Genomic DNA, 23385 nt, shown 5'->3' with positions numbered 1-23385 from the left:
AGCGGGCATTATAGCGAAAGACGGCTGACATGAAATGCTTGTTTGCCTAACCCAGGTCTGCCGCAAGAAAATACAGTTTCGCAGGTGTATCTTTCGCCAGTCGTTGTTCTTTCTGTATTAAAAACCTTCACTTGAGGGCGGGAAGACCCCCCATGGATTGCAAAGAAGGACAAGAGTTTATTTTCAATTCGTAAAATTACTCACAAGAAAGGCACTGAAAGGTGTGCCTATTAAGTGGGAAATATGCTATATTCCCGCACCTTGCACGTATAAAAATACGACAGAATCTACCTGAGGGATAGTGGCTCCATGAGCGATCTTGCAAAAGAGATCACGCCGGTAAACATTGAAGAGGAGCTGAAAGGCTCATACCTCGACTACGCGATGTCAGTCATCGTGGGTCGTGCTCTTCCTGATGTGCGTGATGGCCTGAAGCCGGTACATCGCCGCGTACTATTCGCGATGAACGTACTCGGTAATGACTGGAATAAACCATACAAAAAATCTGCCCGTGTTGTGGGCGACGTGATCGGTAAATATCACCCTCATGGTGATAGTGCGGTATACGACACTATTGTTCGTATGGCACAACCTTTCTCCCTTCGTTATATGCTGGTTGACGGCCAGGGTAACTTCGGTTCCATTGATGGCGACTCTGCCGCGGCAATGCGTTATACCGAAGTGCGGATGAGCAAAATTGCTCACGAACTGCTGGCCGACCTGGATAAAGAAACGGTCGACTTTGTTGACAACTACGATGGCACAGAGCGCATTCCTGCTGTGTTGCCAACCAAAATTCCTAACCTGCTGGTGAACGGTGCATCCGGTATTGCCGTAGGTATGGCGACCAATATTCCACCGCATAATCTGGGTGAGGTGATTGACGGCTGTCTGGCATTTATGGACAACGATCAAATTACCATCGACCAGCTGATGGAATATATACCTGGCCCCGATTTCCCGACAGCGGCGATGATCAGTGGTCGTAAAGGTATTATTGACGCTTATAAAACGGGGCGCGGTAAAGTTTACATGCGCTCTAAAGCCGATATTGAATCAGACAAAAATGGTAAAGAAACCATCGTTGTCACCGAGATTCCTTATCAGGTCAACAAAGCGCGTTTGATTGAAAAAATCGCGGAACTGGTCAAAGAGAAAAAAGTCGAGGGCATCAGTGCACTGCGTGATGAGTCTGATAAAGACGGCATGCGCATTGTGATTGAGTGTCGTCGTGACGCTGTGGCCGAGGTGGTTCTGAACAACCTGTATGCCCAGACTCAGCTGCAGACCACGTTCGGTATTAACATGGTGGCGCTGGATAAAAACGGCCAGCCTAAGCTTTTCAATCTGAAAGAGATGCTGGAAAGCTTTGTGAACCACCGCCGTGAAGTCGTGACACGCCGTACCATCTTTGAATTGCGTAAAGCGCGTGAGCGTGCGCATATTCTGGAAGGTCTGGCGATTGCACTGGTCAATATTGATGAAATCATCGATCTGATCCGTCAGGCGGCGACGCCGCAAATTGCCCGTGAAGGCCTGCTGGCCCGTCCATGGCAGTTAGGTGACGTGGCAGCCATGCTGGAACGTGCCGGTGTGGATGCGGCTCGTCCTGAGTGGCTGGCTGCAGAGCTGGGTGTTCGTGAGGGTATGTACTACCTGACAGAACAACAGGCACAGGCCATTCTGGATCTGCGTCTGCACAAACTGACCGGTCTGGAACACGAGAAGATTCTCGACGAGTACAAAGGTCTGTTGACTCAGATCGAAGAGCTGATGCTGATCCTGAGCAGTGCTGAGCGCCTGATGGAAGTGATCCGCGGTGAACTTGAGCTTGCCCGGGAGCAGTTCAATGATGTTCGCCGGACCGAAATCACAGCGGCCAGCCACGATATCGATCTGGAAGATCTGATCACACAGGAAGATGTGGTGGTGACTTTGTCTCACCATGGCTATGTGAAATATCAGCTGCTGGCTGATTACGAAGCACAGCGCCGCGGTGGTAAAGGCCGTGCAGCAACGCGCATGAAGGATGAAGACTTCATCGAACGCCTGCTGGTTGCCAATACCCACGATACCATCCTGTGCTTCTCAAGCCGCGGCCGTATGTACTGGCTGAAGGTTTACCAGTTGCCGCAGGCTAGCCGGACAGCACGTGGCAAGCCAATTGTGAATATTCTGCCGCTGGAAGAGAATGAGCGTATTACCGCGATTCTGCCGGTGAAAGAATATGAAGAAGATAAGTTCATCTTCATGGCAACCGCTGATGGTACGGTTAAGAAAACACCGCTGACGGATTTCAGCCGTCCTCGCAGCGCCGGTATTATTGCCGTGAACCTGCGTGAAGGTGACTCACTGATTGGTGTGAATATCACGGACAGCAGCAATGATATCATGTTGTTCTCTGCCGCCGGAAAAGTGGTGCGCTTCTCTGAAGAGCAAGTACGTGGCATGGGCCGTACAGCGGCAGGTGTCCGCGGTATCAAGCTGGCCAATGACGACAAAGTGGTGTCGCTCATCGTACCAGGCAATGAAGGTGACGTGCTGACTGTGACTGAAAACGGTTACGGTAAGCGTACCAGCCTGGAAGAGTACCCAGCGAAGAGCCGTGCAACTCAGGGTGTTGTGTCCATCAAGGTCTCCGAGCGTAATGGCTCTGTGGTCGGTGCGGTTCAGGTACAGGAAGGTGATGAATTCATGATGATCACCAATGCCGGTACTCTGGTTCGTACCCGTGTCGCAGAAGTCAGCCGCGTTGGTCGAAATACTCAGGGGGTTACCCTGATCCGTACTGCAGAAGATGAACAAGTGGTTGGTCTTCAGCGTATTGATGAACCTGAGGATGACGAGTTGCTGCAAGTTGACGGCGAAGAGGTTGTGGCGGAAGTGACAACGGATACCGATGCGGTAGTGCCTGAAGAAGGCGATGAAGCGAAAGACAGCAGCGAAGACTGATTGTTCGCTTAACCATAAAAACGCAGCTCAAGAGCTGCGTTTTTTTATAACATTTTTTCAGCAAAATGCCTCTTTTGTTTGTTTCGCTGACGCTTATCGGTATTTTTTATTGTTTACTCAACAAAAAAGGTTTTCAGCAACGAATGAAAGGTGTAAAAAAATAAAACACAGATCCAGTTATTCATGATGTTGATAACAGGGTCACCACATTTTCGCAAAGCAGGAGCATGTTTCTCATCATGGATAAGGTTTATAACTTTTGTGCAGGTCCAGCAATGATGCCAGCAGAGGTGTTGGTTAAAGCCCAACAGGAATTGGTGAACTGGAATGGTCTGGGAACCTCGGTCATGGAGATCAGCCATCGAAGTAAAGATTTTATCGCGGTAGCAGAACAGTCCGAGCGCGATTTGCGTGACCTGCTGGCTATACCTGACAACTACCATGTTCTTTTCTGCCACGGTGGTGCACGGGCACAGTTTGCTGCCGTGCCGATGAACCTGCTGGGCGATGCCACCACGGCGGATTACATTGACGGCGGCTACTGGGCACACAGTGCTATCGATGAAGCCCAGAAATACTGCCAGCCGAATGTAATTGATATCACGTGCGAGCGTGATGGCAAAAAAGCCGTTCTGCCGGCGAGTGACTGGGCGCTGACTGAACAGGCCGCCTATGTGCATTTCTGCCCGAATGAGACAATCGACGGTATTGAGATCCGTGACCTGCCACAGACTGATAAGCCGATTGTCGCCGATATGTCTTCTACTATTTTGTCGCGCAAAATCGATGTGTCGCAGTACGGGGTGATCTACGCCGGGGCGCAGAAAAATATCGGCCCTGCAGGCCTGACAATCGTGATTGTGCGTGATGATTTACTGGGGCTGGCCAAAGACATCCTGCCAAGCATACTGGATTACAAAGTGCTGGCAGAGAAAGAATCTATGTTTAATACCCCCCACCTTTGCCTGGTATCTGGCCGGTGAAGTGTTCAAGTGGCTGAAAGCCATCGGTGGTGTAGAAGTGATGCAAGCGCGCAATGAAGCAAAAGCGAAATTGCTGTATGACTTTATTGATCAGTCCGATTTTTATCGCAATGAAGTGCATCAGGCGAACCGTTCATTAATGAATGTCCCTTTCCAGCTGAAAAATGCGGAACTGGATAAAGCCTTCTTGCAACAGGCGGATGCCGCGGGATTGAAAGCCCTGGCCGGTCACCGTGTGGTTGGCGGTATGCGGGCCTCTATTTATAATGCTATGCCGATAGAAGGCGTCCAGGCGCTGGTCGATTTCATGGCGGCATTCGAACGCGACAATGCCTGATTGAGCGCCTGCTGATCGAAACAAACAAGCCGCCTTTTTTAAGGCGGCTTGTTTGTTTCGGTCAGCATCCCATTCTGAAAGACCAGATAGAAAAATGCTTTGCTGGCCTCTGATGTAACAATACCCTTCCGAGGTCACAATGGGTCGGCTCAGCATGAAGGGACAGCACAGGATAATAATGACACGTTGTCTGCGAATGACGTTGAATTGCTGATGAGCTCAACGGTTCGCCTGAAGTTACACTGGACGGGTAATGGGCGAACTGGCATGTTATTTCGATGGCTCGGCCGTCAGCCAGTGCCGTTTGGATGAACAGGGGGATTCAGCCAGTGAAAAAGACCCTGTCACAAGGTTTCGCAAGCAGGGTTTATCCCCTGTCAGGCTCAGTCTGGCGGGGGATAGCGCGTTTTGAGCCCGGGGATGACTAGCATCACTTCGAAATATTAGTTACTCTGCGAAAACGCAAATACAACAGGATAGAAAAATCACCCAATGGAGAGTTTAACTTTACAGCCCATTCAGCGTATTGACGGGGAAGTGAACCTGCCAGGTTCCAAAAGTGTGTCTAACCGGGCCCTCTTGCTGGCGGCACTGGCGAACGGCACGACGCGTCTGACGAATCTGCTCGACAGTGACGATATCCGTCACATGCTCAATGCTCTCACCAAACTGGGCGTTTCGTATCAGCTTTCAGCGGACAAAACCGTCTGTGAAGTTCAGGGCTTGGGGCAGGCATTTCACGCCAAACAGCCGCTTGAGTTGTTTCTGGGCAATGCTGGCACGGCGATGCGTCCGTTAGCTGCAGCCTTAAGCTTAGGCTCGGGTGAGTATGTGCTGACCGGAGAGCCGCGGATGAAAGAGCGCCCGATTGGCCATTTGGTCGATGCGCTGCGCAGTGCCGGTGCGGAGATTGCTTACCTCGAAAATGAGGGTTTCCCGCCGCTGAAAATTAAGGGAACCGACCTCAAAGGCGGTGAAGTAGAGATTGATGGCTCGATTTCCAGCCAGTTTCTGACCGCCTTTCTGATGACGGCACCTCTGGCCTCAGAAGAGACAGTGATTCGCATCAAAGGCGAGCTGGTTTCTAAACCCTATATTGATATTACTCTGCACATCATGGCGCAATTCGGGGTCCAGGTAGAGAACGATAATTACCAGCGTTTTATCGTCAAAGGCGGCCAGCAATATCAGCCGCCGGGTGATTTTATGGTCGAAGGCGACGCCTCTTCCGCATCGTATTTTCTCGCTGCAGCAGCCATTAAAGGCGGTGCTGTGAAAGTCACCGGGATTGGTAAATCCAGTATCCAGGGCGATACCCAGTTTGCTGAAGCACTGGCGGCTATGGGCGCTGAGATAGAGTGGGGTGATAACTATGTCATCGCCCGCCGCGGCACACTTCACGGTGTGGATATGGATTTTAACCATATCCCGGATGCCGCCATGACGATTGCCACAACGGCATTGTTTGCCGAAGGGCCCACTGCTATCCGCAATGTGTATAACTGGCGGGTGAAAGAAACGGATCGTTTATCTGCCATGGCAACAGAGCTGCGTAAAGTGGGCGCGACAGTCGAGGAAGGTGAAGATTACATTATCATCACACCGCCGGCGCAGTTGCAGCATGCTGCTATCGACACCTACGACGATCACCGTATGGCAATGTGTTTTTCCTTAGTGGCGCTGAGCGAAGATACGCCGGTGACGATTAATGATCCCAAGTGTACCTCGAAAACATTCCCGGATTACTTTGACAAACTGGCTGCATTAAGCCATTGATCCACCTCCTCAGATTTGTCCCTGTCACCCAGCTGAAGGCTGGGTGATTTTTTCCCGACTAGAAGTGCCTCCAGGACAAATTTACCGTATAATACGGCCCGCGTTGAAACAGCAAGTTTGCTGAAGGTTTAACAAATTCGGAGAATTCTATGTCTACAAACGCACCAGTGATTACTGTTGATGGGCCAAGTGGAGCCGGTAAAGGAACACTTTGCATGCTGTTGGCAGATAAGCTGGGCTGGAATTTACTGGATTCCGGTGCTATTTACCGCGTATTGGCACTGGCAGCAATTCATCATGGTGTAGAACTGGATTCTGAAGCCGCTTTGGTTCCGTTGGCTGCGCATCTGGATGTGCAGTTCATTGCTGAAGGTGAACTGGTAAAAGTGATTCTGGAAGGGGAAGATGTCTCTTCCACATTACGCACCGAAGACGTTGGCAATGCGGCATCAAAAGTCGCGGCATTACCCCGGGTGCGTGAAGCATTGTTACGTCGCCAGCGTGCATTTAACGGAGAGCCTGGCCTGGTTGCGGATGGCCGTGACATGGGTACAGTGGTTTTTCCGAACGCTGAAGTGAAAATTTTCCTGGATGCCAGCGCCGAAGAGCGCGCCAAGCGCCGCATGAACCAGTTGCAACAAAAAGGCTTAAGTGTTAACTTTGACAGTCTTTTAAGCGAAATTCAGGAGCGCGACGATCGCGACCGCAACCGAGCTGTTGCGCCGTTACGCCCCGCAGCAGATGCTTTAGTGCTAGACTCTACGCATCTGTCGATTGAGCAAGTGACCGAACAGGCGCTGGCTCATATTGAAGAAAAATTGTCGGCTGAGAAATCAGCCTGATGGTATGTCGGTGTCAAGGAATGATAACTGACTTTGTTTTCAACCCCATGCGGTAGGATACCCATGGTTGTTCATATACTGAAGATTATTTAAATGACTGAATCTTTTGCTCAACTCTTTGAAGAGTCTCTAAAAGAAATCGAAACACGCCCTGGCGCGATCGTTAAAGGTACTGTAGTTGCCATTGAGAACGGTTTCGTTCTGGTTGACGCTGGCCTGAAATCTGAGTCAGCTATTCCTGCTGAGCAGTTCAAAAATGCTGCTGGTGAGCTGGAAATCGAAGTTGGCGTTGAAGTTGACGTAGCTCTGGACGCGATTGAAGACGGTTTCGGTGAAACTCAACTTTCTCGTGAGAAAGCGAAGCGTCACGAAGCTTGGATCCAGCTTGAGAAAGCTTACGAAGATGCTGAAACCGTTATTGGTATCATCAACGGTAAAGTTAAAGGTGGCTTCACTGTTGAGCTGAACGGCATTCGTGCGTTCCTGCCTGGTTCTCTGGTTGACGTTCGTCCAGTACGTGACACTGCTCACCTGGAAGGCAAAGAGCTAGAGTTCAAAGTTATCAAGCTGGACCAGAAGCGCAACAACGTTGTTGTTTCTCGTCGTGCTGTTATCGAATCTGAAAACAGCGTTGAGCGTGATGAGCTGCTGGCTTCTCTGCAAGAAGGCATGGAAGTTAAAGGTATCGTTAAGAACCTGACTGACTACGGTGCATTCGTAGATCTGGGCGGTGTTGACGGCCTGCTGCACATCACTGACATGGCTTGGAAACGCGTTAAGCATCCATCAGAAATCGTTAATGTTGGTGACGAAATCAACGTTAAAGTTCTGAAGTTCGACCGTGAGCGTACTCGCGTATCTCTGGGTCTGAAGCAACTGGGTGAAGATCCATGGGTTGCTATCGCTAAGCGTTACCCAGAAGGCACTAAGCTGTCTGGTCGCGTAACGAACCTGACTGACTACGGCTGCTTCGTTGAAATCGAAGAAGGCGTTGAAGGCCTGGTACACGTGTCTGAAATGGACTGGACCAACAAGAACATCCACCCATCTAAAGTGGTTAACGTGGGTGACGAAGTTGAAGTTATGGTTCTGGACATCGACGAAGAGCGTCGTCGTATCAGCCTGGGTCTGAAGCAATGTAAAGCTAACCCTTGGCAGCAGTTCGCTGAAGCACAAGCGAAAGGCGACCGTGTAACTGGTAAGATCAAGTCTATCACTGACTTCGGTATCTTCATCGGTCTGGACGGTGGCATCGACGGTCTGGTTCACCTGTCTGACATTTCTTGGAATGTTGCAGGCGAAGACGCTGTTCGTGACTTCAAGAAAGGCGACGAGATTTCAGCAGTTGTTCTGGCTGTTGATGCTGAGCGTGAGCGCATCTCTCTGGGCGTTAAGCAAATCGAAGAAGACCCGTTCAACAGCTTCGTAGCTCTGAACAAGAAAGGTACTTTGGTTAACGGTAAAGTGCTTGCCGTTGATGCTAAAGGCGCAACCATTGAGCTGGCTGAAGGCGTAGAAGGTTACCTGCGTGCATCTGAAGCTTCTCGTGACCGCGTAGAAGACGCAACTCTGGTTCTGTCTGAAGGCGATTCAGTTGAAGCGAAGTTCACCGGTGTTGACCGTAAGAACCGCGTTATCAACCTGTCTGTACGTGCGAAAGACGAAGACGAAGAGCAAGAAGCAATGGCTAGCCTGAACCAGCAGGACGAATCTGCATTCGGTAATGCTATGGCTGACGCGTTTAAAGCGGCTAAAGGCGAATAATTTGCCCCAAGGGGGGAAGCATTTTCCCCCTTAACGGTTATACTATTGAGAAACATACTAAAAACGGGGTGATTATGACAAAGTCTGAATTGATCGAAAGGCTATGCAGCCAACAAACTCATCTTTCTGCCAAACAGGTAGAAGATGCGATCAAGGAAATCCTTGAGCATATGGCAACAACCCTTGCTGAAGGGGACCGCATTGAAATCCGTGGCTTTGGTAGTTTCTCTTTGCATTACCGTGCACCGCGCGTAGGACGTAACCCGAAAACCGGTGATAAAGTGGAGTTGGACGGCAAGTACGTTCCTCACTTTAAACCGGGTAAAGAGTTACGTGACCGTGTGAATGCACCGAATGCAGGATAATCGTATTTAGCACGAAAAAACGGCATGCTGTAAGTATGCCGTTTTTTTATGTCTGTTGATCATGGTCTGATGAGTCGTTTTACTGCATAATCTAATCATCAAGTTTTTGATCTAGTGAGAGGATTCACGATGAAAATAGTAGGCATTATTATCTTGATAGCGTGTTTTTTATTAACGCTGGCGCTGGGTGCGCAGAATCAGGTGATGGTTGACTTCGATTTTCTGATAGCCAAAGGACAATTTCAGCTATCTACGCTTTTAGGTGCAACCTTCGGTATCGGATTTGCAATTGGTTGGTTGATTTGTGGCTCTATGTATCTGAAAGCCCGCTTCACGAAAAATCGTTTAACGAAAAAAGTCGCCAAACAAGAAAAAGAACTAGAGCAGTTGCGTTCTGTAGAGACCGCCAAGGAATAATCACTTCATGCTAGAGCTGTTGTTTCTGTTACTTCCTATTGCCGCAGCATATGGCTGGTACATGGGTAACAGAAGCGCGAGTAATAAGCGGCAGGAAAAGTCTCATCACCTGTCACGCCAATATGTGACAGGCCTGAACCTGCTGCTCTCTGATCAGTCTGATAAAGCTGTCGACCTGTTTATTGAACTATTACAGGTTGATAGTGAAACGATAGATACTCACCTTGCCCTGGGGAACCTGTTCCGTAGCCGGGGTGAAGTTGATCGTGCCATCCGTATTCACCAGAACCTGATTGCCCGCCCGAACCTGACGATTGATCAACGCAACCTGGCATTGCAACAATTGGCCAAAGACTATATGGCCGCAGGATTCTTTGATCGCGCAGAAAAAATCTTTGAGCAGTTGCTGGACGAGCCTGATCACCGAGAAGGGGCGTTACAACAGTTACTGACGATTTACCAGCAAACCCGGGAATGGGATAACGCGATCGAAATGGCCAGCCAGCTGGTCAAGATGGGTAAAAATAAGCTCAGACATGATATCGCACATTTCTGGTGTGAGCTGGCCATGCTGGAGCTGAGTGCGCATAATGCAGAAAAAGCCAAGCAGCTGCTGAAGAAAGCCCTGTCTGCCGACAAACACTGTGTCCGGGCCTCAATCAGTACCGCCCGGATTCTTATCGCTGAAAAAAATTATAAATCCGCCGCGCAGCACCTGGAAAAAGTTGCCGAGCAGGATGTGGACTATATCAGTGAAACCCTGCCTATGCTGTTGGAGTGCTATGAAGCTACTCACAATGAGGAAGGCTGGATCAAGTATCTTCACCATTGTGTAGACAACCATGCCGGGGCGACCGCTGAACTGATGCTTGCGGATGAAATCGCTCGTCATGAAGGCGCGATTATGGCGCAGACCTTCATGACTCGCCAACTGCTGCAGAACCCGACAATGAAAGGCTTCTACAAACTGATGGATTATCATCTTGATGAAGCAGAAGAAGGCCGCGCCAAGGACAGTTTGACCACTTTGCGTAGTCTGGTCGGCGAACAGTTGAAAATGAAACCACATTATCGTTGCGGTAAGTGCGGTTTTGAAAGTCATTCGCTTTACTGGCAATGCCCGTCCTGCAAAGGGTGGGGGCAGTGAAACCCATTCGAGGACTGGATGGGGAGTAATGGCGACAAAGAGAATGTAAATTTGAAAGGGCTGATCACCGTGTGTGCTGGCCCTTTCTTTTGAATATAGCTATGCAGAACAGAAGTCTAGGAGAGAGAATGTTAGACCCAAAAGTGATTGTGGCACTGGATTATCCCACTCAGGATGCGGCACTGGCGTTTGTTGATCGCATTGAGCCAGGCAGTTGCCGACTGAAAGTAGGCAAAGAAATGTTTACGCTGTTTGGGCCGGACTTTGTGCGTCAGCTACACGACAAAGGCCATTCCGTCTTTTTGGATCTTAAGTTTCACGATATCCCAAATACCTGTTCCCGTGCGGTGAAAGCGGCGGCCGAACTGGGGGTATGGATGGTGAATGTACACGCCAGTGGTGGTGAGCGCATGATGAGCGCTTCTCGTGAGATCCTGGAACCTTATGGTAAAGACAGGCCGCTGTTGATAGCCGTCACTGTGCTGACCAGCATGGAAGCACAGGATTTGGCCGGGGTGGGGATTTCCTGCTCACCAGAACAACACGTTCTGAATCTTGCCACGCTGACCAAGAACAGTGGGCTCGATGGCGTAGTATGTTCAGCGCATGAAGCCAGTCTGCTGAAGGCCAATCTGGGTGCTGAATTTAAGCTGGTGACGCCGGGAATTCGCCCTGCCGGCAGTGCCGCGGGTGATCAGCGCCGAGTGATGACGCCAGCAGAAGCGGTAAAAGCAGGGTCAGATTATCTGGTCATTGGTCGTCCTATCACTCAGGCTGACGATCCGGCAGCAGTGCTGGCCGAGATCAACCGCTCTCTTCTGGCGTAATTTCCCCTTCATATCCTGCCTCTGTCTTCACCTGGCAGGGGTAGTTCTGTTTCATTTTGTCATCCCCGCTGCGGCGGGGTGATTTTTTACAGCACTTTGCCAAGTTGTTTCTTACACTTTTACTTGTAAGAACAAAAAGATGATAAAGCCGTATGGAGCATGTGCTGGATTGGCAATCTCCACTCTGGCGGTTAGGGATTGCACTCTTGTTAGGGGCAATCGTTGGCTTGCAGCGTGGCTGGGTAACCCGTAATCAGCAAGAAGGGCAGCGTGTTGCTGGCATTCGGACCTACTCATTAATTGGCCTGATGGGAGGGCTGATAGGTCTCCTATCGGGTATTTATTCGGCTGTAATTCTGGGATTTGCCCTGGTGGCATTAAGCGCGGTGATCACCATTGCGTATCTGTCCAGTCAGCGTTTAGCTGTTAATCTGAGCATTACTGGCTTAATCGGTATTTTGCTGACTTTTCTGCTGGGGTGTCTGGCGGTGAGTGGCCAGCCTGTGGTCGCAGTATCGGCCGCTGTTGTCACGGCAATTATTCTTGATATGAAAGAGGAGCTCCACGCCGCGATTGCCAAGGTGCAGGAGTATGAACTGGATGCAGCTCTGAGGTTGCTACTGATTTCAGTGGTATTACTGCCGCTGCTGCCAAATGAAGGCTTTGGTCCCTGGAAAGCCATTAATCCGTTTGAAATATGGTGGCTGGTAGTGCTGATTGCGGCCATTTCGTTCGTCGGCTATTTTGCCATCAGAATCGGCGGCCCGCGGAAAGGGATTTTATTTACCAGTTTATTTGCCGGTCTGAGCTCATCGACTGCGCTGACGCTGCAATTCTCAAACCTGTCGAAGCAGGACACTGCGCTGTCGCCTTTGCTGGCAAGCGGGATCCTGATCAGCTGCGGGACCATGTTCCCGCGGGTCGTTTTACTTTGTTTTGTGATTAACACCCGACTGGTGGCGATTGTTGCTGTTCCTATGTTGATCATGATGGCGTGTTTTTATTTGCCTGCATTGTGGGTCTGGTTGCGAAACCCGATGGAAAGCTATCAACCGCCCCAGGTGAAACGTAATCCGCTTGCATTACCTGCTGCGTTGTTGTTCGGTGCTGCTTTACTGGTGATTGTAGTGCTGGCTCATGCACTGCAGGAGTGGTTTGGTGATACGGGCACGTATGTGCTTTCAGCGGTGTCAGGCATAACAGATGTTGATGCCATCACGCTTGCTCTCGGCCACCAGAGTCAAAACCTGCTCAGCATCCAGACGGCAGGGTTTGCAATCGTTATTGCGACGTGTGTCAACAGTCTGGTGAAGATGCTGATGGCTTGCTTTGCAGGCAGCCGCACGCTGGCCAGTTACGTGGTCTTGCCTGTGCTGATGTCTTTATGTGCGGCGGCGATATGGGCCTGGCTGGTTCTCAGTTAAACGTGAATTTTCGCCGAGCGGCTGCTGGTCCGGGTGCTGCGATCGTGCGATGGTGCTGTAAAGTGACTGTCCAGCAGCTTCTGAGTCAAAGGGTGTTGTGGCGAACTGAACACCTCCTGCGTTGCGCCGGCTTCGACCACTTCACCTTTTTGCATCACCATCAGCTTATCGCTGAAATGCTTAATCACGCCCATATGCTGGGAAACATAGATGTACGACAGTCCCATTTCCTGTTGGAGATCGAGCAGCAGGTTAATGATCTGAGAGCGTACCGACATGTCCAGTCCATTGAGTGCTTCGTCCGCCACGATAATACAAGGCTGCAGAATCAGCGCACGAGCCAGTGATACCCGTTGTTTCTGGCCGGTTGCCAGCATTTGCGGGTAGAAATAGGCATGTTCCGGCAGCAAACCAACGCGCAGCAAAGTAGCTTTGATACGATTCTCGCGCTCCTGCGGTGTCATACTGGTGTTACGTTTCAGCGGCCCTTCCAGGATCTGACCAATCTGAATTCTTGGATTCAGCGAGGTATTGGGATCCTGGAAGATCATGCGAATCAGCTTACAGCGGGTTTTGTAATCTTCGAAAGCCAATGGTTCGCCGTTGACCCGGATTTCACCGCCCGAGGGGTCGACAACGCCAGCCAGCATCTTCGCCAGCGTCGATTTACCTGAGCCGTTTTCACCGATCAGAGCCAGGGTTTCACCCACTTCCAGATTAAAAGACACAGGTTTGACGGCTTCAGTACTACGGCGGCGGAAGAAACCGGAGCGGTGGTGGTATTCTTTTCTCAGGTTGGTTACTTCCAACAGGGCACTCATGATTTAGGCTCCGGCATATTCAGCGGGAAATGGCAGCTGTACTTATGATTTTTGACCTTTTTACGCTTAGGAACTTCGACGCACTTCCGTTGCGCATGCGGGCAGCGTGGTCCCAGTCGGCAGCCAATGGGTAAATGCTGCAAAGGCGGAATCGAGCCGGGCAGCGTGGTGAGTTTGCTCTTATGCGGAATATCCTGGCTGAAATCCGGCATGGCCTGCAGCAAGGCGATCGTATAAGGGTGGTGCGGCGTGGTCAGTAACTGCTTACGGCTGCCGGATTCAACCGCCTGTCCGCAGTACATCACAGTAATGCGGTCGGCCCACTGGGTGACAGTTGTCAGATCGTGGCTGACCAGCAGTATCGTGGTGTTATTGAGCTGGTTCATCCGGCTCAGCAGACGGAAAATCTGCGCCTGTGTGATGGGGTCCAGATCATTGGTGGGTTCATCGGCAATCAATAGCCGAGGCCGGTTGGCAATGGCCATCGCTATCATGATCTTCTGGCACTCACCGTCAGTCAGCTGATAGGGATAGCTGTTCATCACCCGTTTATGGTCTTTGATACCGACCTTGTGCAGCAGGGCAATGGCCTGTTTCTGGCGCCAGTGGAAGCGCTGCCAGAAGGTGCCATTGAAAGAGCTGCGCGGAATGGCTTCTTCCAATTGCTGACCCACATGTTCAGAGGGGTCAAGACAAGAAGAGGGTTCCTGAAAGATCATCGCAATTTCGCGGCCCACCACTTTGCGGCGTTCGCGCGGAGACAGTGCCTGGAGATCAATATCGCCCAGACGTAAGCGGTCGGCACTGACCCGCCAGTTGTCTTTCGTGACACCGGCGATGGCCTTCGCGACCAGACTTTTGCCTGACCCTGATTCGCCAACCAGTCCGCGTATCTCACCTTCGTTCAGGGTCAGGCTCATACGCTCAACGGCTTTGACCATGCCCTGAGGCGTTTCAATTTCAATGGTGAGGTTTCGTATATCGAGCAGTGGCATCAGTCGACTCCTGCATTAATTGCCTGACGGAGACCTTCTCCTACTAAGTTTACCACTAAGATGCTGAAGGTGATGGCCAGGCCGGGCAGGGTGACTGTCCAGGGTGCCAGATAGATTAATTCGATGGAATCACCCAGCATCGCGCCCCATTCCGGTGACGGAGACTGCGCGCCCAGCCCCAGAAAGCCCAGTGCCGCGATATCTATCATGGCGATAGAGATTGCCCGGGTCAGCTCGCTGATAATCACAGGCTGAATATTTGGCAAAATCGAGTAGTACAGCAGATAGAAACTGTTTGCGCCGTCTAACCGCGCTGCAATGATGTACTCTTTTTCCATCTCATCGTGGACCGCAGAGTAAATCGCGCGGATAAAACGCGGGATCAGCGCCAGCCAGATTGCCAGCAGAATACTGGTCATGCCGGTACCCATGTAGGCAATGATGATAATGGCCAGCAGCAGCGACGGTATCGACAACACAGTATCAAGTACGTGGTTCAGGATACTGGATTTGAGCCCGCGGGTCATGCCAGCCAGTACGCCAATGACGATGCCCAGGATCGCCGAAGCCAGCGCCACGAGCAGCGCGTAGCCAAAGGTCAGCTGGCTTCCCAGCAGAATTCGGGTGAAGAGATCGCGGCCCAGATCATCGGTGCCGAAGAAAAATTCCACATGTCCGCTGGCGTCCCAGGAGGGAGGCATCAGAAACTCGCCCACTTGCTCACCCGGCCCGTAGGCAACCATTAACGGGGCGAAGATCGTTATCAGCAGCAGAAAGCCAAGGCACCACAGTCCAAACACCGCCAGAGAATTGGCCTGATAATTTTGCCAGGCCCGTTCCCATTGCGTCGGAATCTTATGTTCCTGATAAATATTATTTGATGGCATACCATTCCTTACGGGTCAGTGGGTTCACCATGGCGCCCGCCAGGTCAGAAAGAATGTTTGCGAACAGAATGAATCCACCGACAGTAATCACACCGGCCTGAATGGCCACATAGTTTTGTGTGGCAATGGCGTCCAGCAACCAGCGACCTATGCCGGGCCAGTTGAAAATGGACTCAGTTAACATGGCAAAGGTCATCATGGTTGAAAACTGCATCCCCAGTTTGGGGATGATGGGTGGAATGGCATTTTTCAGGGCATGCCGGATGATGATCTCCCACATGGACAGCCCTTTGGTTTGTGCAACTTTAATGAAGTTTTGCTGCATGACATCGGCAACAGAAGCACGGGTCAGACGTATCACTTCGGTCGTTGGCGCGATGGCCAGCACTAATGTCGGCAATACCAGATGCCGGATGACATCGATCAGTGCGGCTGAACGGTAGCTCATGTCAGACAGAAACACATCGATCAGGGCAAAACCTGTCACGGAATCAATCTGGTAGAGCAGGTTATAGCGCCCGGCAACAGGGAGCCAGCCCAGCTTGAGCGAGAACAGCATAATAAACAGCATGGCCAGCCAGAATAACGGCAGGGAATAACCTACCAGTGTCAGGGATGAAATGCAGGTATCCACCCAGCGGCCACGTTTGACCCCAGCCAGTGTGCCAAGCGGGATGCCAACAATCAGCGACAGAATAAAGGCGAAAAAACACAGCTCCAGAGTGGCAGGGAACACCTGGAGAATCTCTGACAGAATAGGTTGCCCTTCCTGATTGAGCCCGAGGTTACCCACCATCAGGTTATCGAGATACAACAGCCAGCCGGGCCAAAATTCGTGAAGATTCCAGTAGCTTGACGGTTCGATACGTAAAATGCTGTAGCCGATCAAGGTGAGTATGAACAGGGTGATCAGAAACAGATTCAATCGGCGAATGGTATAGATAAACATCAGTTATTCGCTCCGGTACACATTAGAGAATGAGCGAGTACCAAACGGACTCAGATGCAGCCCGTGCAGAGATTTATGATGGATCTGATAATGGATACCGTGCGCCAGCGGAATAATCGGCATTTCGTCGCGCAATATTTCCTGAGCGTATTGGTAGTAGTCCATACGCTGATCCAGTTTAGTGGTGCGTGATGCCAGTTCCAACAGGTTATCAAACTGAAGGTTGCACCAGTTAGCGACATTCAGGCCAGCCTGTTTGGCGCTGCACGACAGCAGTGGGCGCAGGAAGTTATCCGGGTCGCCATTATCCGCCACCCAGCCAGTCAGCGTCAGATCGATGCCTTTCTGAGCCACCGAACCTGGCCGGAGCGGTCTGTCCTGTAACAGTAAGGTGATATCAACTCCCACAGCCCGTAAGTCAGCCTGGATTAACTCGGCTGTTTTGCGCGGGCTGGGGTTGTAGGGCCTGGGTTCCATGGGAACGGCAAGGATCAGGTGCAGGTTATTACTGTAGCCTGCCTCTTTCAGCAGTGCTATGGCAGCGGCCGGGTCATAATTGAGGTCTGCCAGATGGTCATCATGTGCCCAGGACATGGGCGGCAGCAATGTTTTTGGCCTTGGTACCCGTGCCGTAATAGACAGAATCGAGCAGGTTTTCACGGTTAATGGCCAGATTGATCGCCTGGCGTACCCGAACATCCTGCAAAGCGGGGATATTATTATTGATGGCCAGAAAAGCAACGTTCATGGCTGTCTGGGCTATCAGTTCAAAGTCCGGGTTATTTTTAATCACAGGTAACTGACTGGCAACCGGCGAGGAGAGCACATCACACTCATGATTGAGCAGCTTGGCCAGGGATCCGGTACCGCGGGAAGAAATATCAAACACCACCTGGTTCATAAAAGGTGCGCCACGCCAGTAAAAAGCATGGCGCTTCAGTCGGATCAAATCATGGGGATGATATTCAGCCAGATAGAAGGGGCCAGTGCCGACCGGTTTGGTATCAATGTAATCAGGATGGCCTTCACGCAGCAGCTGATCAGCATATTCTGCCGAATGAATGGCCGCATACGAACTCGACAGGGTAGACAAAAAGGCATTGTCAGGCCGGGTGAGCGTGAATCTCACTGTGCTGGGATCAAGAACATCAATGCTGTCAATCAGCTGGCCGAATGACTGACTTTCAAACCAGGGATAATGACCGCCGGAGACAGAATGATAAGGGTGCTTAGGATCGATGACCCGCTTAAAGCTGAATACCACGTCTTCGGCATTAAAGTGCCTTGTGGGGGCGAAATTCGCGGTCTGCTGGAAGCGCACATCTTTTCTGAGCGTGAAGGTGTATTCAAGCCCGTCTTCACTGACGGTCCAGCTGCTGGCAAGCGCAGGTTGCGGCAAATGACTGATAGGATCAAGCTGGAGCAAACGGTCAAATACCTGAGCGGCCAGACTGTCTGCAGTATGCCCGCCATCAGTGAGCTGCGGGTTAAAAGTCCAGGGAGTATCCTGGCCACAATAAATAAACCCCCACTGACGTATGGTGTTATCTTGTTGTGGCTGTGAACAGGCCGTCAAACCCAGCAATCCGGCACAGGTGAGCAGCAATCGGAAACAGGCGTTCATAACAACGCTCTTATCTAAATGGTGTCGAGAAAAAACAAGTGGCTAAATTTACCACTTTCCGTGCCAAGCACCAAGGTATCTCCTTCAATATCCAGTGTGTTTTTATCTGAACGTCCTTTTTTCTATTCTTCCTGGTTACTGCCGACCATATTATGTTTGCGCAGTAAACCCCTGAGTTGATGGTAGCTTAATCCCAACAGTTGTGCGGCTTTTCGCTGGTTGTACTTGGCTTGTGCCAGGGCGTGATTGATCAAAGCTACTTCCTGTTCGGTCTGATACTGGCGCAAATCCAGTGGTAACACAGGCTGGACATTCACGGACTGAGTGCTGTTTTCAGGGGCGCTGTTTGCTTGTTCAGAGTCATTAGCCGACCAGGGTGACTGAAACGGGTCCAGCACAATATGCTGTATTGGCAGATCTTCATTTGACTGACGGAACACGGAACGCTCGACGGTATTTTTCAGTTCTCTGACGTTGCCGGGCCATTGGTAAGCCATTAATGTGCGCTGGGCCTGCGGACTGAATCCGGCAAAATAGCCGAAACCCATTTCCCGGCACATGCGCACGGCATAGTATTCAGCCAGTGGCATAATGTCTTCCCGGCGTTCACGCAGCGGCGGCAGGTGTATGATATCGAAGGCGAGTCTGTCCAACAGATCCGCTCTGAACTTGCCGGCTTCGGCCATCGCCGGCAGATCGGCATTGGTGGCACAAATCAAACGGACATTGGCCTGACAGGTTTTGCTGCCTCCCACCCGTTCGTATTCACCGTATTCAATGACACGCAGCAGTTTTTCCTGAATGCCCATCGGAGAGGTAGCCAGCTCATCGAGAAACAGCGTGCCTCCTTCAGCCCGCTCGAACCGGCCTTGATGGCGGCCTTTGGCGCCGGTAAAGGAGCCGGCTTCATGGCCGAACAATTCAGAGTCGATGATACCGTCACTCAGTGCGGCACAGTTTAACGACACCAGGGGCTGATCCCAGCGCTTTGATAAATAGTGGATACGCTGGGCAATCAGCTCTTTCCCTGTCCCGCGCTCACCGAGAATCAGTAAAGGGCGCTCAAGCGGCGCCAGACGGGAGGCATGATCCAGGGCAGCAAGGAAGGGTTCAGATTCACCGATCAGATTGTCTGTTTTTTGCATCAGGTTATCCGTTACTGTGTAGAAAATAAAGATATGCCCAACTGGCGTGAGGTTGCCGGGAGGCACAACACTGGTGTGGTGAATTTTACCAACTCTTGGTGTAAACAATCATAAGATAGCAGTGAGAATCTGTATCCGCAAAGGTAAATATCTGAAATTACGGCTTTTTAAAAGTTGGCACGGCTCTTGTAATAAAAGTTACAGGCAGATTGCTATCTGGTGAAATGACATATCACAATGCTTGCAACCCGACAGGTGTGGTTGCAGCGATGAAAGGAGAGACATAATGGGTATTTTTTCTCGCTTTGCGGACATTGTAAACGCCAACGTGAATTCGCTGTTGGACAAAGCTGAAGATCCGCAAAAAATGATCCGCCTGATCATTCAGGAAATGGAAGACACACTGGTGGAAGTCCGTACTTCTTCGGCCAAAGCGATGGCAGATAAAAAAGAGCTGTATCGTCGGATCAACAGCCTGCAGTCACAGTCAGAAGACTGGCAGAACAAAGCCACACTGGCGCTGCAGAAGAGCCGAGAAGATCTGGCGCGCGCTGCGCTGATTGAAAAACAGAAAATCAGCGATGTGGTACTGACGCTGCAGGAAGAATATAAGCTGGTGGAAGAGACCATCGAAAAGCTGGCAACCGAAGTGGCTGAACTGGAGCGTAAGCTGCAGGAAACCCGCGCCCGTCAGCAAAGTCTGGTGGTGCGTCACCAGGCTGCCGATAATCGTCGTGAAGTCCGCCGTCAGCTCGATACCGGTAAAGTGGAAGAAGCTTTGTCTAAGTTCGAGCAGTACGAGCGCCGGATCGATGAAATGGAAGCAGAAGCCGACAGCTATAATATAGGCCGGGGCAAAAGCCTGGAGCAGGAATTTGCTGATCTGCAGGCGCAGGATGACATTGAAAAAGAGCTGGAACGCCTGAAAGCGGGCATGAAAGACAAAGAATAACGCCTCAGAAGGAGAGTGTGCATGTCCATGGGATTTATTGTAGGGCCGTTGATTGTCTTTCTGGTGTTTGTTGCGCCACTGTGGCTGATTTTGCATTACCGCAGTAAGCGTCAGACGGCACAGGGGCTGTCAGGTGAAGATACTGACAAATTACAAGGGCTGGTGGTCCGTGCTGAGCAAATGCAGCAGCGTATTGTGACACTGGAAAAAATACTTGATGCAGAAGCGCCACACTGGAGGCAGAAGCCATGACGAAAACCTTATACCGTGATCCGAAGAACGGCAAGCTGGGCGGGGTTTGCGCCGGGATTGCCGAGTACTTCGGGGTGGAGGCCTGGGTCGTCCGTATTCTGACCGTGTCTGCCTTTCTGCTGGGTATCGGGTTCTTTGTGACACTGGCGTATATCGCTGCTTGTCTGTTTCTCGACAAGATGCCGGAAGAGCGTCAGATTCAGCAGCATGCTTATAAAGAGCACACAGTGAAACAAAAACCCTGGCAGTCGGGACAGTCGCCGTCGCAGCTATTGGATAATATTGAAAATGAGTTTGATGAGATGGAAGGCAAGCTCCGCGACATGGAAGCCTATGTCACTTCATCGGCATTCAATGTAGAAAAAGCGTTCAAACAGCTTTAATTGATCGGTCAAGTGTTACGAAAAGCAGGCAGTGGCCTGCTTTTCTGTTGCGTATCAGCCAATAACAACCAAAAGGGCAGGATATGATTCATTTGGGGCAAGAGCTCAACAAACTGGTAAACCGTGGCCTGGACAGGCATGTGCGTCTGGCGGTGACAGGATTGTCCCGAGCCGGTAAAACGGCCTTTATTACTTCGCTGGTGAATCAGCTGCAGCATGTCAGTACCAACCCGCGGCTGCCGCTGTTTCCGGCCGTTAGTGACGGCTATCTGCTGGGCGCTCGTCGGGTGCCGCAGGTTGATATGCACGTCCCGGCTTTTGGTTACGAAGAAGGCATGCAGGCTTTGCTGCAATCGCCCCCACACTGGCCGGAACCGACCCGGGATGTCAGTCAGATCCGTATGGCGCTGCGCTTTAAACCGCAGAAAGGCCCGCTAAAACTGCTGCAGGATACCGCTACCCTGTATCTGGATATCATCGATTATCCCGGTGAGTGGTTGCTGGATCTGCCGTTGCTGGAAATGGATTACCTGGCCTGGTCGAAACAGCAGAGCCGGCTGATGACTGGCCGTCGTCAGCAACTGGCCAGCGACTGGCTTGCCGCAGGCGAGGCGCTGGATCCTTTCGCTCCGGCTGACGAACAAGCATTGGCGCGCCTGGCGGCGACCTTCACCGATTATCTGTTCAAGTGTAAAGCGGAAGCCGGACTGCACTGGGTCCAGCCGGGACGCTTTGTGTTACCCGGTGAGCTGGCCGGGGCACCGGTGTTGCAGTTTTTCCCGTTTATGTGGCTGGAAAAATACACCGAAGCCCAGTTAAACCAAGCGGGTGACGACACCAATATCGGCGTGCTGAAACGCCGCTACAAGTATTATCAGCAGCATGTGGTGAAAGGTTTTTACCGGGAGCACTTTTCCCGTTTCGACCGACAGATCATTCTGGTCGATTGCCTGCAGCCGCTCAATGCCGGCCGCGAATCGTTTAATGATATGCGCCATGCACTCAATCAGCTGATGCAGAGTTTTCATTACGGCAGAAGCTCCTTGCTGCGCCGCTTGTTTTCGCCTCGTATTGATAAAGTTCTGTTTGCGGCGACCAAGGCCGATCATATTACCCCGGAGCAACATCCGAATCTGGTCAGTCTGTTACAGCAAATGGTCAATGAAGCCTGGCAAACGGCTTCCTTTGAGGGCATTCACATGAGCTGTACCAGTCTGGCCGCCATTCAGGCCACGGAGCCGGGCTTTGTGGATCATCAGGGCAAGCAGGTGCCGGCACTGCGGGGGCATACTTTGTCGGGACAGGCACAAACAGTGTTTCCCGGCGAAGTGCCGCGAAGGCTGCCGGATGATGCCTTCTGGCAGGCGCAGGGGTTCGACTTTGTCAGTTTCCGTCCGCTGCCACAACAAAGCGATGAACCTTTGCCGCACATTCGTATGGATAAAACATTGGCGTTTTTGCTGGGAGATAAACTGCGATGACGAAGCCGTATCAAAGCAAAATTGTGTTTGATGAGCAGGAAACCGAGCCGTCAGGACCGGATCTGAAAAGCCGGCTGGAATTTGCCGGGCAGGAAAGCTTTTTGCCCGCAGCGGCCGAAGAAGATACCGGCTCGCAGGCCGAAGCGCAGCTGGAGAAAACGCTGGGAAAATCCTCTTCCCGGGGGCGCTGGCTGAAGACTTTGCTGCTGGGCGGCATCGGACTGACGGTGTGGCAGAGTGTTGACTATGTTGCCAGCGCCTATCAGAGCGGTGACTGGTTGTCGCTGGGCTGGAGCGTGCTGGTGGCCTCGGTGGCTGCAACGGGTATTGGTGTGATTGGCCGTGAATGGCTCAGGCTGCGCCGCCTCAAAGATCGCCAGACAGAACGCGAGCAGGCTGAAATATTGCTCGCCGCTGAGGGCATCGGACAGGGGAAAGCGTTTTGTATCCGGCTGGCCAAGCAAGGTGCAATTTCGGCTGAGAACCCGGGTTACAGCCGCTGGCAGTCGTCTTTGGCGGCAACGCACAATGATGCGGAAGTGCTGGCCATGTATGACCAGCTGGTGCTCAGTCAGCAGGACAAACAGGCCAGGAAGCTGGTGGTTAAATATTCACGGGAAGCCGCCCTGATGGTCGCGGTCAGTCCGCTGGCGATTGCTGACATATTACTGGTCGCCTGGCGAAATTTTCGTCTGATTGATCAGGTTGCGGCAGTCTATGGTATCGAGCTGGGCTACTGGTCTCGCATTCAGCTGTTTAAGCTCGTGCTGCAAAATATGGCCATCGCCGGTGCCAGTGAGCTGATTACCGACAGCAGCATGGATATCTTGTCTGTTCACCTTGCCGGTCGACTGTCTGCCAGGGCGGCACAAGGCCTGGGGGTCGGCTTGTTGACCGGCCGTCTTGGACTTAAAGCCATCAACTTGATGCGTCCGTTACCCTGGCAGCCGGAACAAGCCCCGGCGCTGAGTGATATTCGTCGTGATTTGCTCAGCCGGCTGGGCGGCGATAAAGCAGAAAAACCCGCAGACTGATGCCCGGAAATACAACGACCAGCCGTAA

The 23385-nt window shown here is 51.6% G+C and carries 19 protein-coding genes and 3 pseudogenes; 16 read left to right on the top strand and 6 right to left on the bottom strand.

Annotation, left to right across the window (positions count from 1 at the left end; translation table 11 throughout):
- Positions 1 to 309 precede the first annotated feature (309 nt).
- From gyrA to P4S53_RS18395, 11 genes and pseudogenes are all read left to right on the top strand, one after another.
- Positions 310 to 2952: a DNA topoisomerase (ATP-hydrolyzing) subunit A gene (gene gyrA / locus P4S53_RS18445; protein ID WP_337113828.1), complete on the top strand. Its 2643-nt coding sequence runs from the start codon at positions 310 to 312 to the stop codon at positions 2950 to 2952.
- Positions 2953 to 3191: 239 nt separating this feature from the next.
- Positions 3192 to 4272 (top strand): annotated as a pseudogene (gene serC / locus P4S53_RS18440) (3-phosphoserine/phosphohydroxythreonine transaminase).
- A 253-nt stretch (positions 4273 to 4525) separates the two neighbouring features.
- The gene (locus tag P4S53_RS18435; protein WP_337113827.1) at positions 4526 to 4684 is read left to right on the top strand and encodes a hypothetical protein; all 159 of its coding nucleotides are present in this window, start codon (positions 4526 to 4528) and stop codon (positions 4682 to 4684) included.
- Positions 4685 to 4764: 80 nt separating this feature from the next.
- A complete protein-coding gene (aroA, locus tag P4S53_RS18430) occupies positions 4765 to 6048 on the top strand; it encodes a 3-phosphoshikimate 1-carboxyvinyltransferase (RefSeq protein ID WP_337113826.1) in 1284 nt (427 codons plus the stop codon).
- Between the two features lie 149 nt (positions 6049 to 6197).
- Positions 6198 to 6890: a (d)CMP kinase gene (gene cmk / locus P4S53_RS18425; protein WP_337113825.1), complete on the top strand. Its 693-nt coding sequence runs from the start codon at positions 6198 to 6200 to the stop codon at positions 6888 to 6890.
- Positions 6891 to 6983: 93 nt separating this feature from the next.
- The gene (gene rpsA, locus P4S53_RS18420; RefSeq protein WP_027253367.1) at positions 6984 to 8654 is read left to right on the top strand and encodes a 30S ribosomal protein S1; all 1671 of its coding nucleotides are present in this window, start codon (positions 6984 to 6986) and stop codon (positions 8652 to 8654) included.
- Positions 8655 to 8728: 74 nt separating this feature from the next.
- Entirely contained in the window at positions 8729 to 9019 is a 291-nt protein-coding gene (gene ihfB, locus P4S53_RS18415; RefSeq protein WP_027253366.1) for an integration host factor subunit beta, read from the top strand.
- 129 nt (positions 9020 to 9148) lie between these two features.
- Positions 9149 to 9436 (top strand): LapA family protein, encoded by a 288-nt coding sequence (locus P4S53_RS18410; protein WP_046219696.1) that lies wholly within the window; start codon positions 9149 to 9151, stop codon positions 9434 to 9436.
- 7 nt (positions 9437 to 9443) lie between these two features.
- Positions 9444 to 10612 (top strand): annotated as a pseudogene (lapB, locus tag P4S53_RS18405) (lipopolysaccharide assembly protein LapB).
- A 99-nt stretch (positions 10613 to 10711) separates the two neighbouring features.
- On the top strand, positions 10712 to 11410 hold the full coding sequence (pyrF, locus tag P4S53_RS18400; RefSeq protein ID WP_337113824.1) for an orotidine-5'-phosphate decarboxylase: 699 nt from the start codon (positions 10712 to 10714) through the stop codon (positions 11408 to 11410).
- A 152-nt stretch (positions 11411 to 11562) separates the two neighbouring features.
- Entirely contained in the window at positions 11563 to 12834 is a 1272-nt protein-coding gene (locus P4S53_RS18395) for an MgtC/SapB family protein (RefSeq protein ID WP_337113823.1), read from the top strand.
- On the opposite strand, the gene P4S53_RS18390 is transcribed toward P4S53_RS18395, so the two are convergent.
- The 6 genes and pseudogenes from P4S53_RS18390 to pspF all read right to left on the bottom strand — a co-directional run bounded on the left by P4S53_RS18390 (position 12831) and on the right by pspF (position 19255).
- Positions 12831 to 13655 (bottom strand): peptide ABC transporter ATP-binding protein, encoded by an 825-nt coding sequence (locus P4S53_RS18390; protein ID WP_337113822.1) that lies wholly within the window; start codon positions 13653 to 13655, stop codon positions 12831 to 12833. The two genes, P4S53_RS18395 and P4S53_RS18390, sit on opposite strands and share 4 nt — an antisense overlap.
- Positions 13652 to 14650, bottom strand: a complete 999-nt coding sequence (locus P4S53_RS18385) for a peptide ABC transporter ATP-binding protein (protein WP_337113821.1) — start codon at positions 14648 to 14650, stop codon at positions 13652 to 13654. The genes P4S53_RS18390 and P4S53_RS18385 overlap by 4 nt, the downstream gene beginning before the upstream one ends.
- Positions 14650 to 15537 (bottom strand): putrescine export ABC transporter permease SapC, encoded by an 888-nt coding sequence (sapC, locus tag P4S53_RS18380; RefSeq protein ID WP_027253359.1) that lies wholly within the window; start codon positions 15535 to 15537, stop codon positions 14650 to 14652. Before sapC ends, P4S53_RS18385 begins: the two co-directional genes overlap by 1 nt.
- Complete coding sequence (locus tag P4S53_RS18375; protein WP_337113820.1) at positions 15524 to 16486, bottom strand: ABC transporter permease; 963 nt, start codon at positions 16484 to 16486, stop codon at positions 15524 to 15526. The genes sapC and P4S53_RS18375 overlap by 14 nt, the downstream gene beginning before the upstream one ends.
- Before the next feature lie 3 nt (positions 16487 to 16489).
- Positions 16490 to 18110: pseudogene (gene sapA, locus P4S53_RS18370) on the bottom strand (ABC transporter substrate-binding protein SapA).
- Between the two features lie 122 nt (positions 18111 to 18232).
- Positions 18233 to 19255 (bottom strand): phage shock protein operon transcriptional activator, encoded by a 1023-nt coding sequence (pspF, locus tag P4S53_RS18365; protein WP_337113819.1) that lies wholly within the window; start codon positions 19253 to 19255, stop codon positions 18233 to 18235.
- A 286-nt stretch (positions 19256 to 19541) separates the two neighbouring features.
- Here pspF and pspA point away from each other — a divergent pair, with 286 nt between their 5' ends.
- From pspA to P4S53_RS18340, 5 genes are all read left to right on the top strand, one after another.
- Positions 19542 to 20207 (top strand): phage shock protein PspA, encoded by a 666-nt coding sequence (gene pspA / locus P4S53_RS18360; RefSeq protein WP_192015330.1) that lies wholly within the window; start codon positions 19542 to 19544, stop codon positions 20205 to 20207.
- Positions 20208 to 20228: 21 nt separating this feature from the next.
- Positions 20229 to 20459, top strand: coding sequence for an envelope stress response membrane protein PspB (pspB, locus tag P4S53_RS18355; protein WP_027253354.1), 231 nt, complete (start codon positions 20229 to 20231; stop codon positions 20457 to 20459).
- Positions 20456 to 20842 carry an envelope stress response membrane protein PspC gene (pspC, locus tag P4S53_RS18350; protein WP_161456179.1) on the top strand — a complete coding sequence of 129 codons (387 nt, stop codon included), beginning with the start codon at positions 20456 to 20458 and terminating at the stop codon, positions 20840 to 20842. The genes pspB and pspC overlap by 4 nt, the downstream gene beginning before the upstream one ends.
- An 83-nt stretch (positions 20843 to 20925) precedes the next feature.
- Positions 20926 to 22323 (top strand): YcjX family protein, encoded by a 1398-nt coding sequence (locus P4S53_RS18345; protein WP_337113818.1) that lies wholly within the window; start codon positions 20926 to 20928, stop codon positions 22321 to 22323.
- The gene (locus P4S53_RS18340; protein ID WP_337113817.1) at positions 22320 to 23357 is read left to right on the top strand and encodes a YcjF family protein; all 1038 of its coding nucleotides are present in this window, start codon (positions 22320 to 22322) and stop codon (positions 23355 to 23357) included. Before P4S53_RS18345 ends, P4S53_RS18340 begins: the two co-directional genes overlap by 4 nt.
- Positions 23358 to 23385: the final 28 nt, after the last annotated feature.

Source organism: Photobacterium sp. Hal280 (genome assembly GCF_037162255.1).
Lineage (GTDB): Bacteria > Pseudomonadota > Gammaproteobacteria > Enterobacterales > Vibrionaceae > Photobacterium.
This window is presented reverse-complemented; position numbering and strand designations above follow the sequence as displayed.

Excerpts from the sequence above, each read along its gene's own strand:
- gyrA (WP_337113828.1), top strand. The coding sequence starts at position 310 with ATGAGCGATCTTGCAAAAGAGATCACGCCGGTAAACATTGAAGAGGAG.
- P4S53_RS18435 (WP_337113827.1), top strand. The coding sequence starts at position 4,526 with ATGGGCGAACTGGCATGTTATTTCGATGGCTCGGCCGTCAGCCAGTGC.
- aroA (WP_337113826.1), top strand. The coding sequence starts at position 4,765 with ATGGAGAGTTTAACTTTACAGCCCATTCAGCGTATTGACGGGGAAGTG.
- cmk (WP_337113825.1), top strand. The coding sequence starts at position 6,198 with ATGTCTACAAACGCACCAGTGATTACTGTTGATGGGCCAAGTGGAGCC.
- rpsA (WP_027253367.1), top strand. The coding sequence starts at position 6,984 with ATGACTGAATCTTTTGCTCAACTCTTTGAAGAGTCTCTAAAAGAAATC.
- ihfB (WP_027253366.1), top strand. The coding sequence starts at position 8,729 with ATGACAAAGTCTGAATTGATCGAAAGGCTATGCAGCCAACAAACTCAT.
- P4S53_RS18410 (WP_046219696.1), top strand. The coding sequence starts at position 9,149 with ATGAAAATAGTAGGCATTATTATCTTGATAGCGTGTTTTTTATTAACG.
- pyrF (WP_337113824.1), top strand. The coding sequence starts at position 10,712 with ATGTTAGACCCAAAAGTGATTGTGGCACTGGATTATCCCACTCAGGAT.
- P4S53_RS18395 (WP_337113823.1), top strand. The coding sequence starts at position 11,563 with ATGGAGCATGTGCTGGATTGGCAATCTCCACTCTGGCGGTTAGGGATT.
- P4S53_RS18390 (WP_337113822.1), bottom strand. The coding sequence starts at position 13,655 with ATGAGTGCCCTGTTGGAAGTAACCAACCTGAGAAAAGAATACCACCAC.
- P4S53_RS18385 (WP_337113821.1), bottom strand. The coding sequence starts at position 14,650 with ATGCCACTGCTCGATATACGAAACCTCACCATTGAAATTGAAACGCCT.
- sapC (WP_027253359.1), bottom strand. The coding sequence starts at position 15,537 with ATGCCATCAAATAATATTTATCAGGAACATAAGATTCCGACGCAATGG.
- P4S53_RS18375 (WP_337113820.1), bottom strand. The coding sequence starts at position 16,486 with ATGTTTATCTATACCATTCGCCGATTGAATCTGTTTCTGATCACCCTG.
- pspF (WP_337113819.1), bottom strand. The coding sequence starts at position 19,255 with ATGCAAAAAACAGACAATCTGATCGGTGAATCTGAACCCTTCCTTGCT.
- pspA (WP_192015330.1), top strand. The coding sequence starts at position 19,542 with ATGGGTATTTTTTCTCGCTTTGCGGACATTGTAAACGCCAACGTGAAT.
- pspB (WP_027253354.1), top strand. The coding sequence starts at position 20,229 with ATGTCCATGGGATTTATTGTAGGGCCGTTGATTGTCTTTCTGGTGTTT.
- pspC (WP_161456179.1), top strand. The coding sequence starts at position 20,456 with ATGACGAAAACCTTATACCGTGATCCGAAGAACGGCAAGCTGGGCGGG.
- P4S53_RS18345 (WP_337113818.1), top strand. The coding sequence starts at position 20,926 with ATGATTCATTTGGGGCAAGAGCTCAACAAACTGGTAAACCGTGGCCTG.
- P4S53_RS18340 (WP_337113817.1), top strand. The coding sequence starts at position 22,320 with ATGACGAAGCCGTATCAAAGCAAAATTGTGTTTGATGAGCAGGAAACC.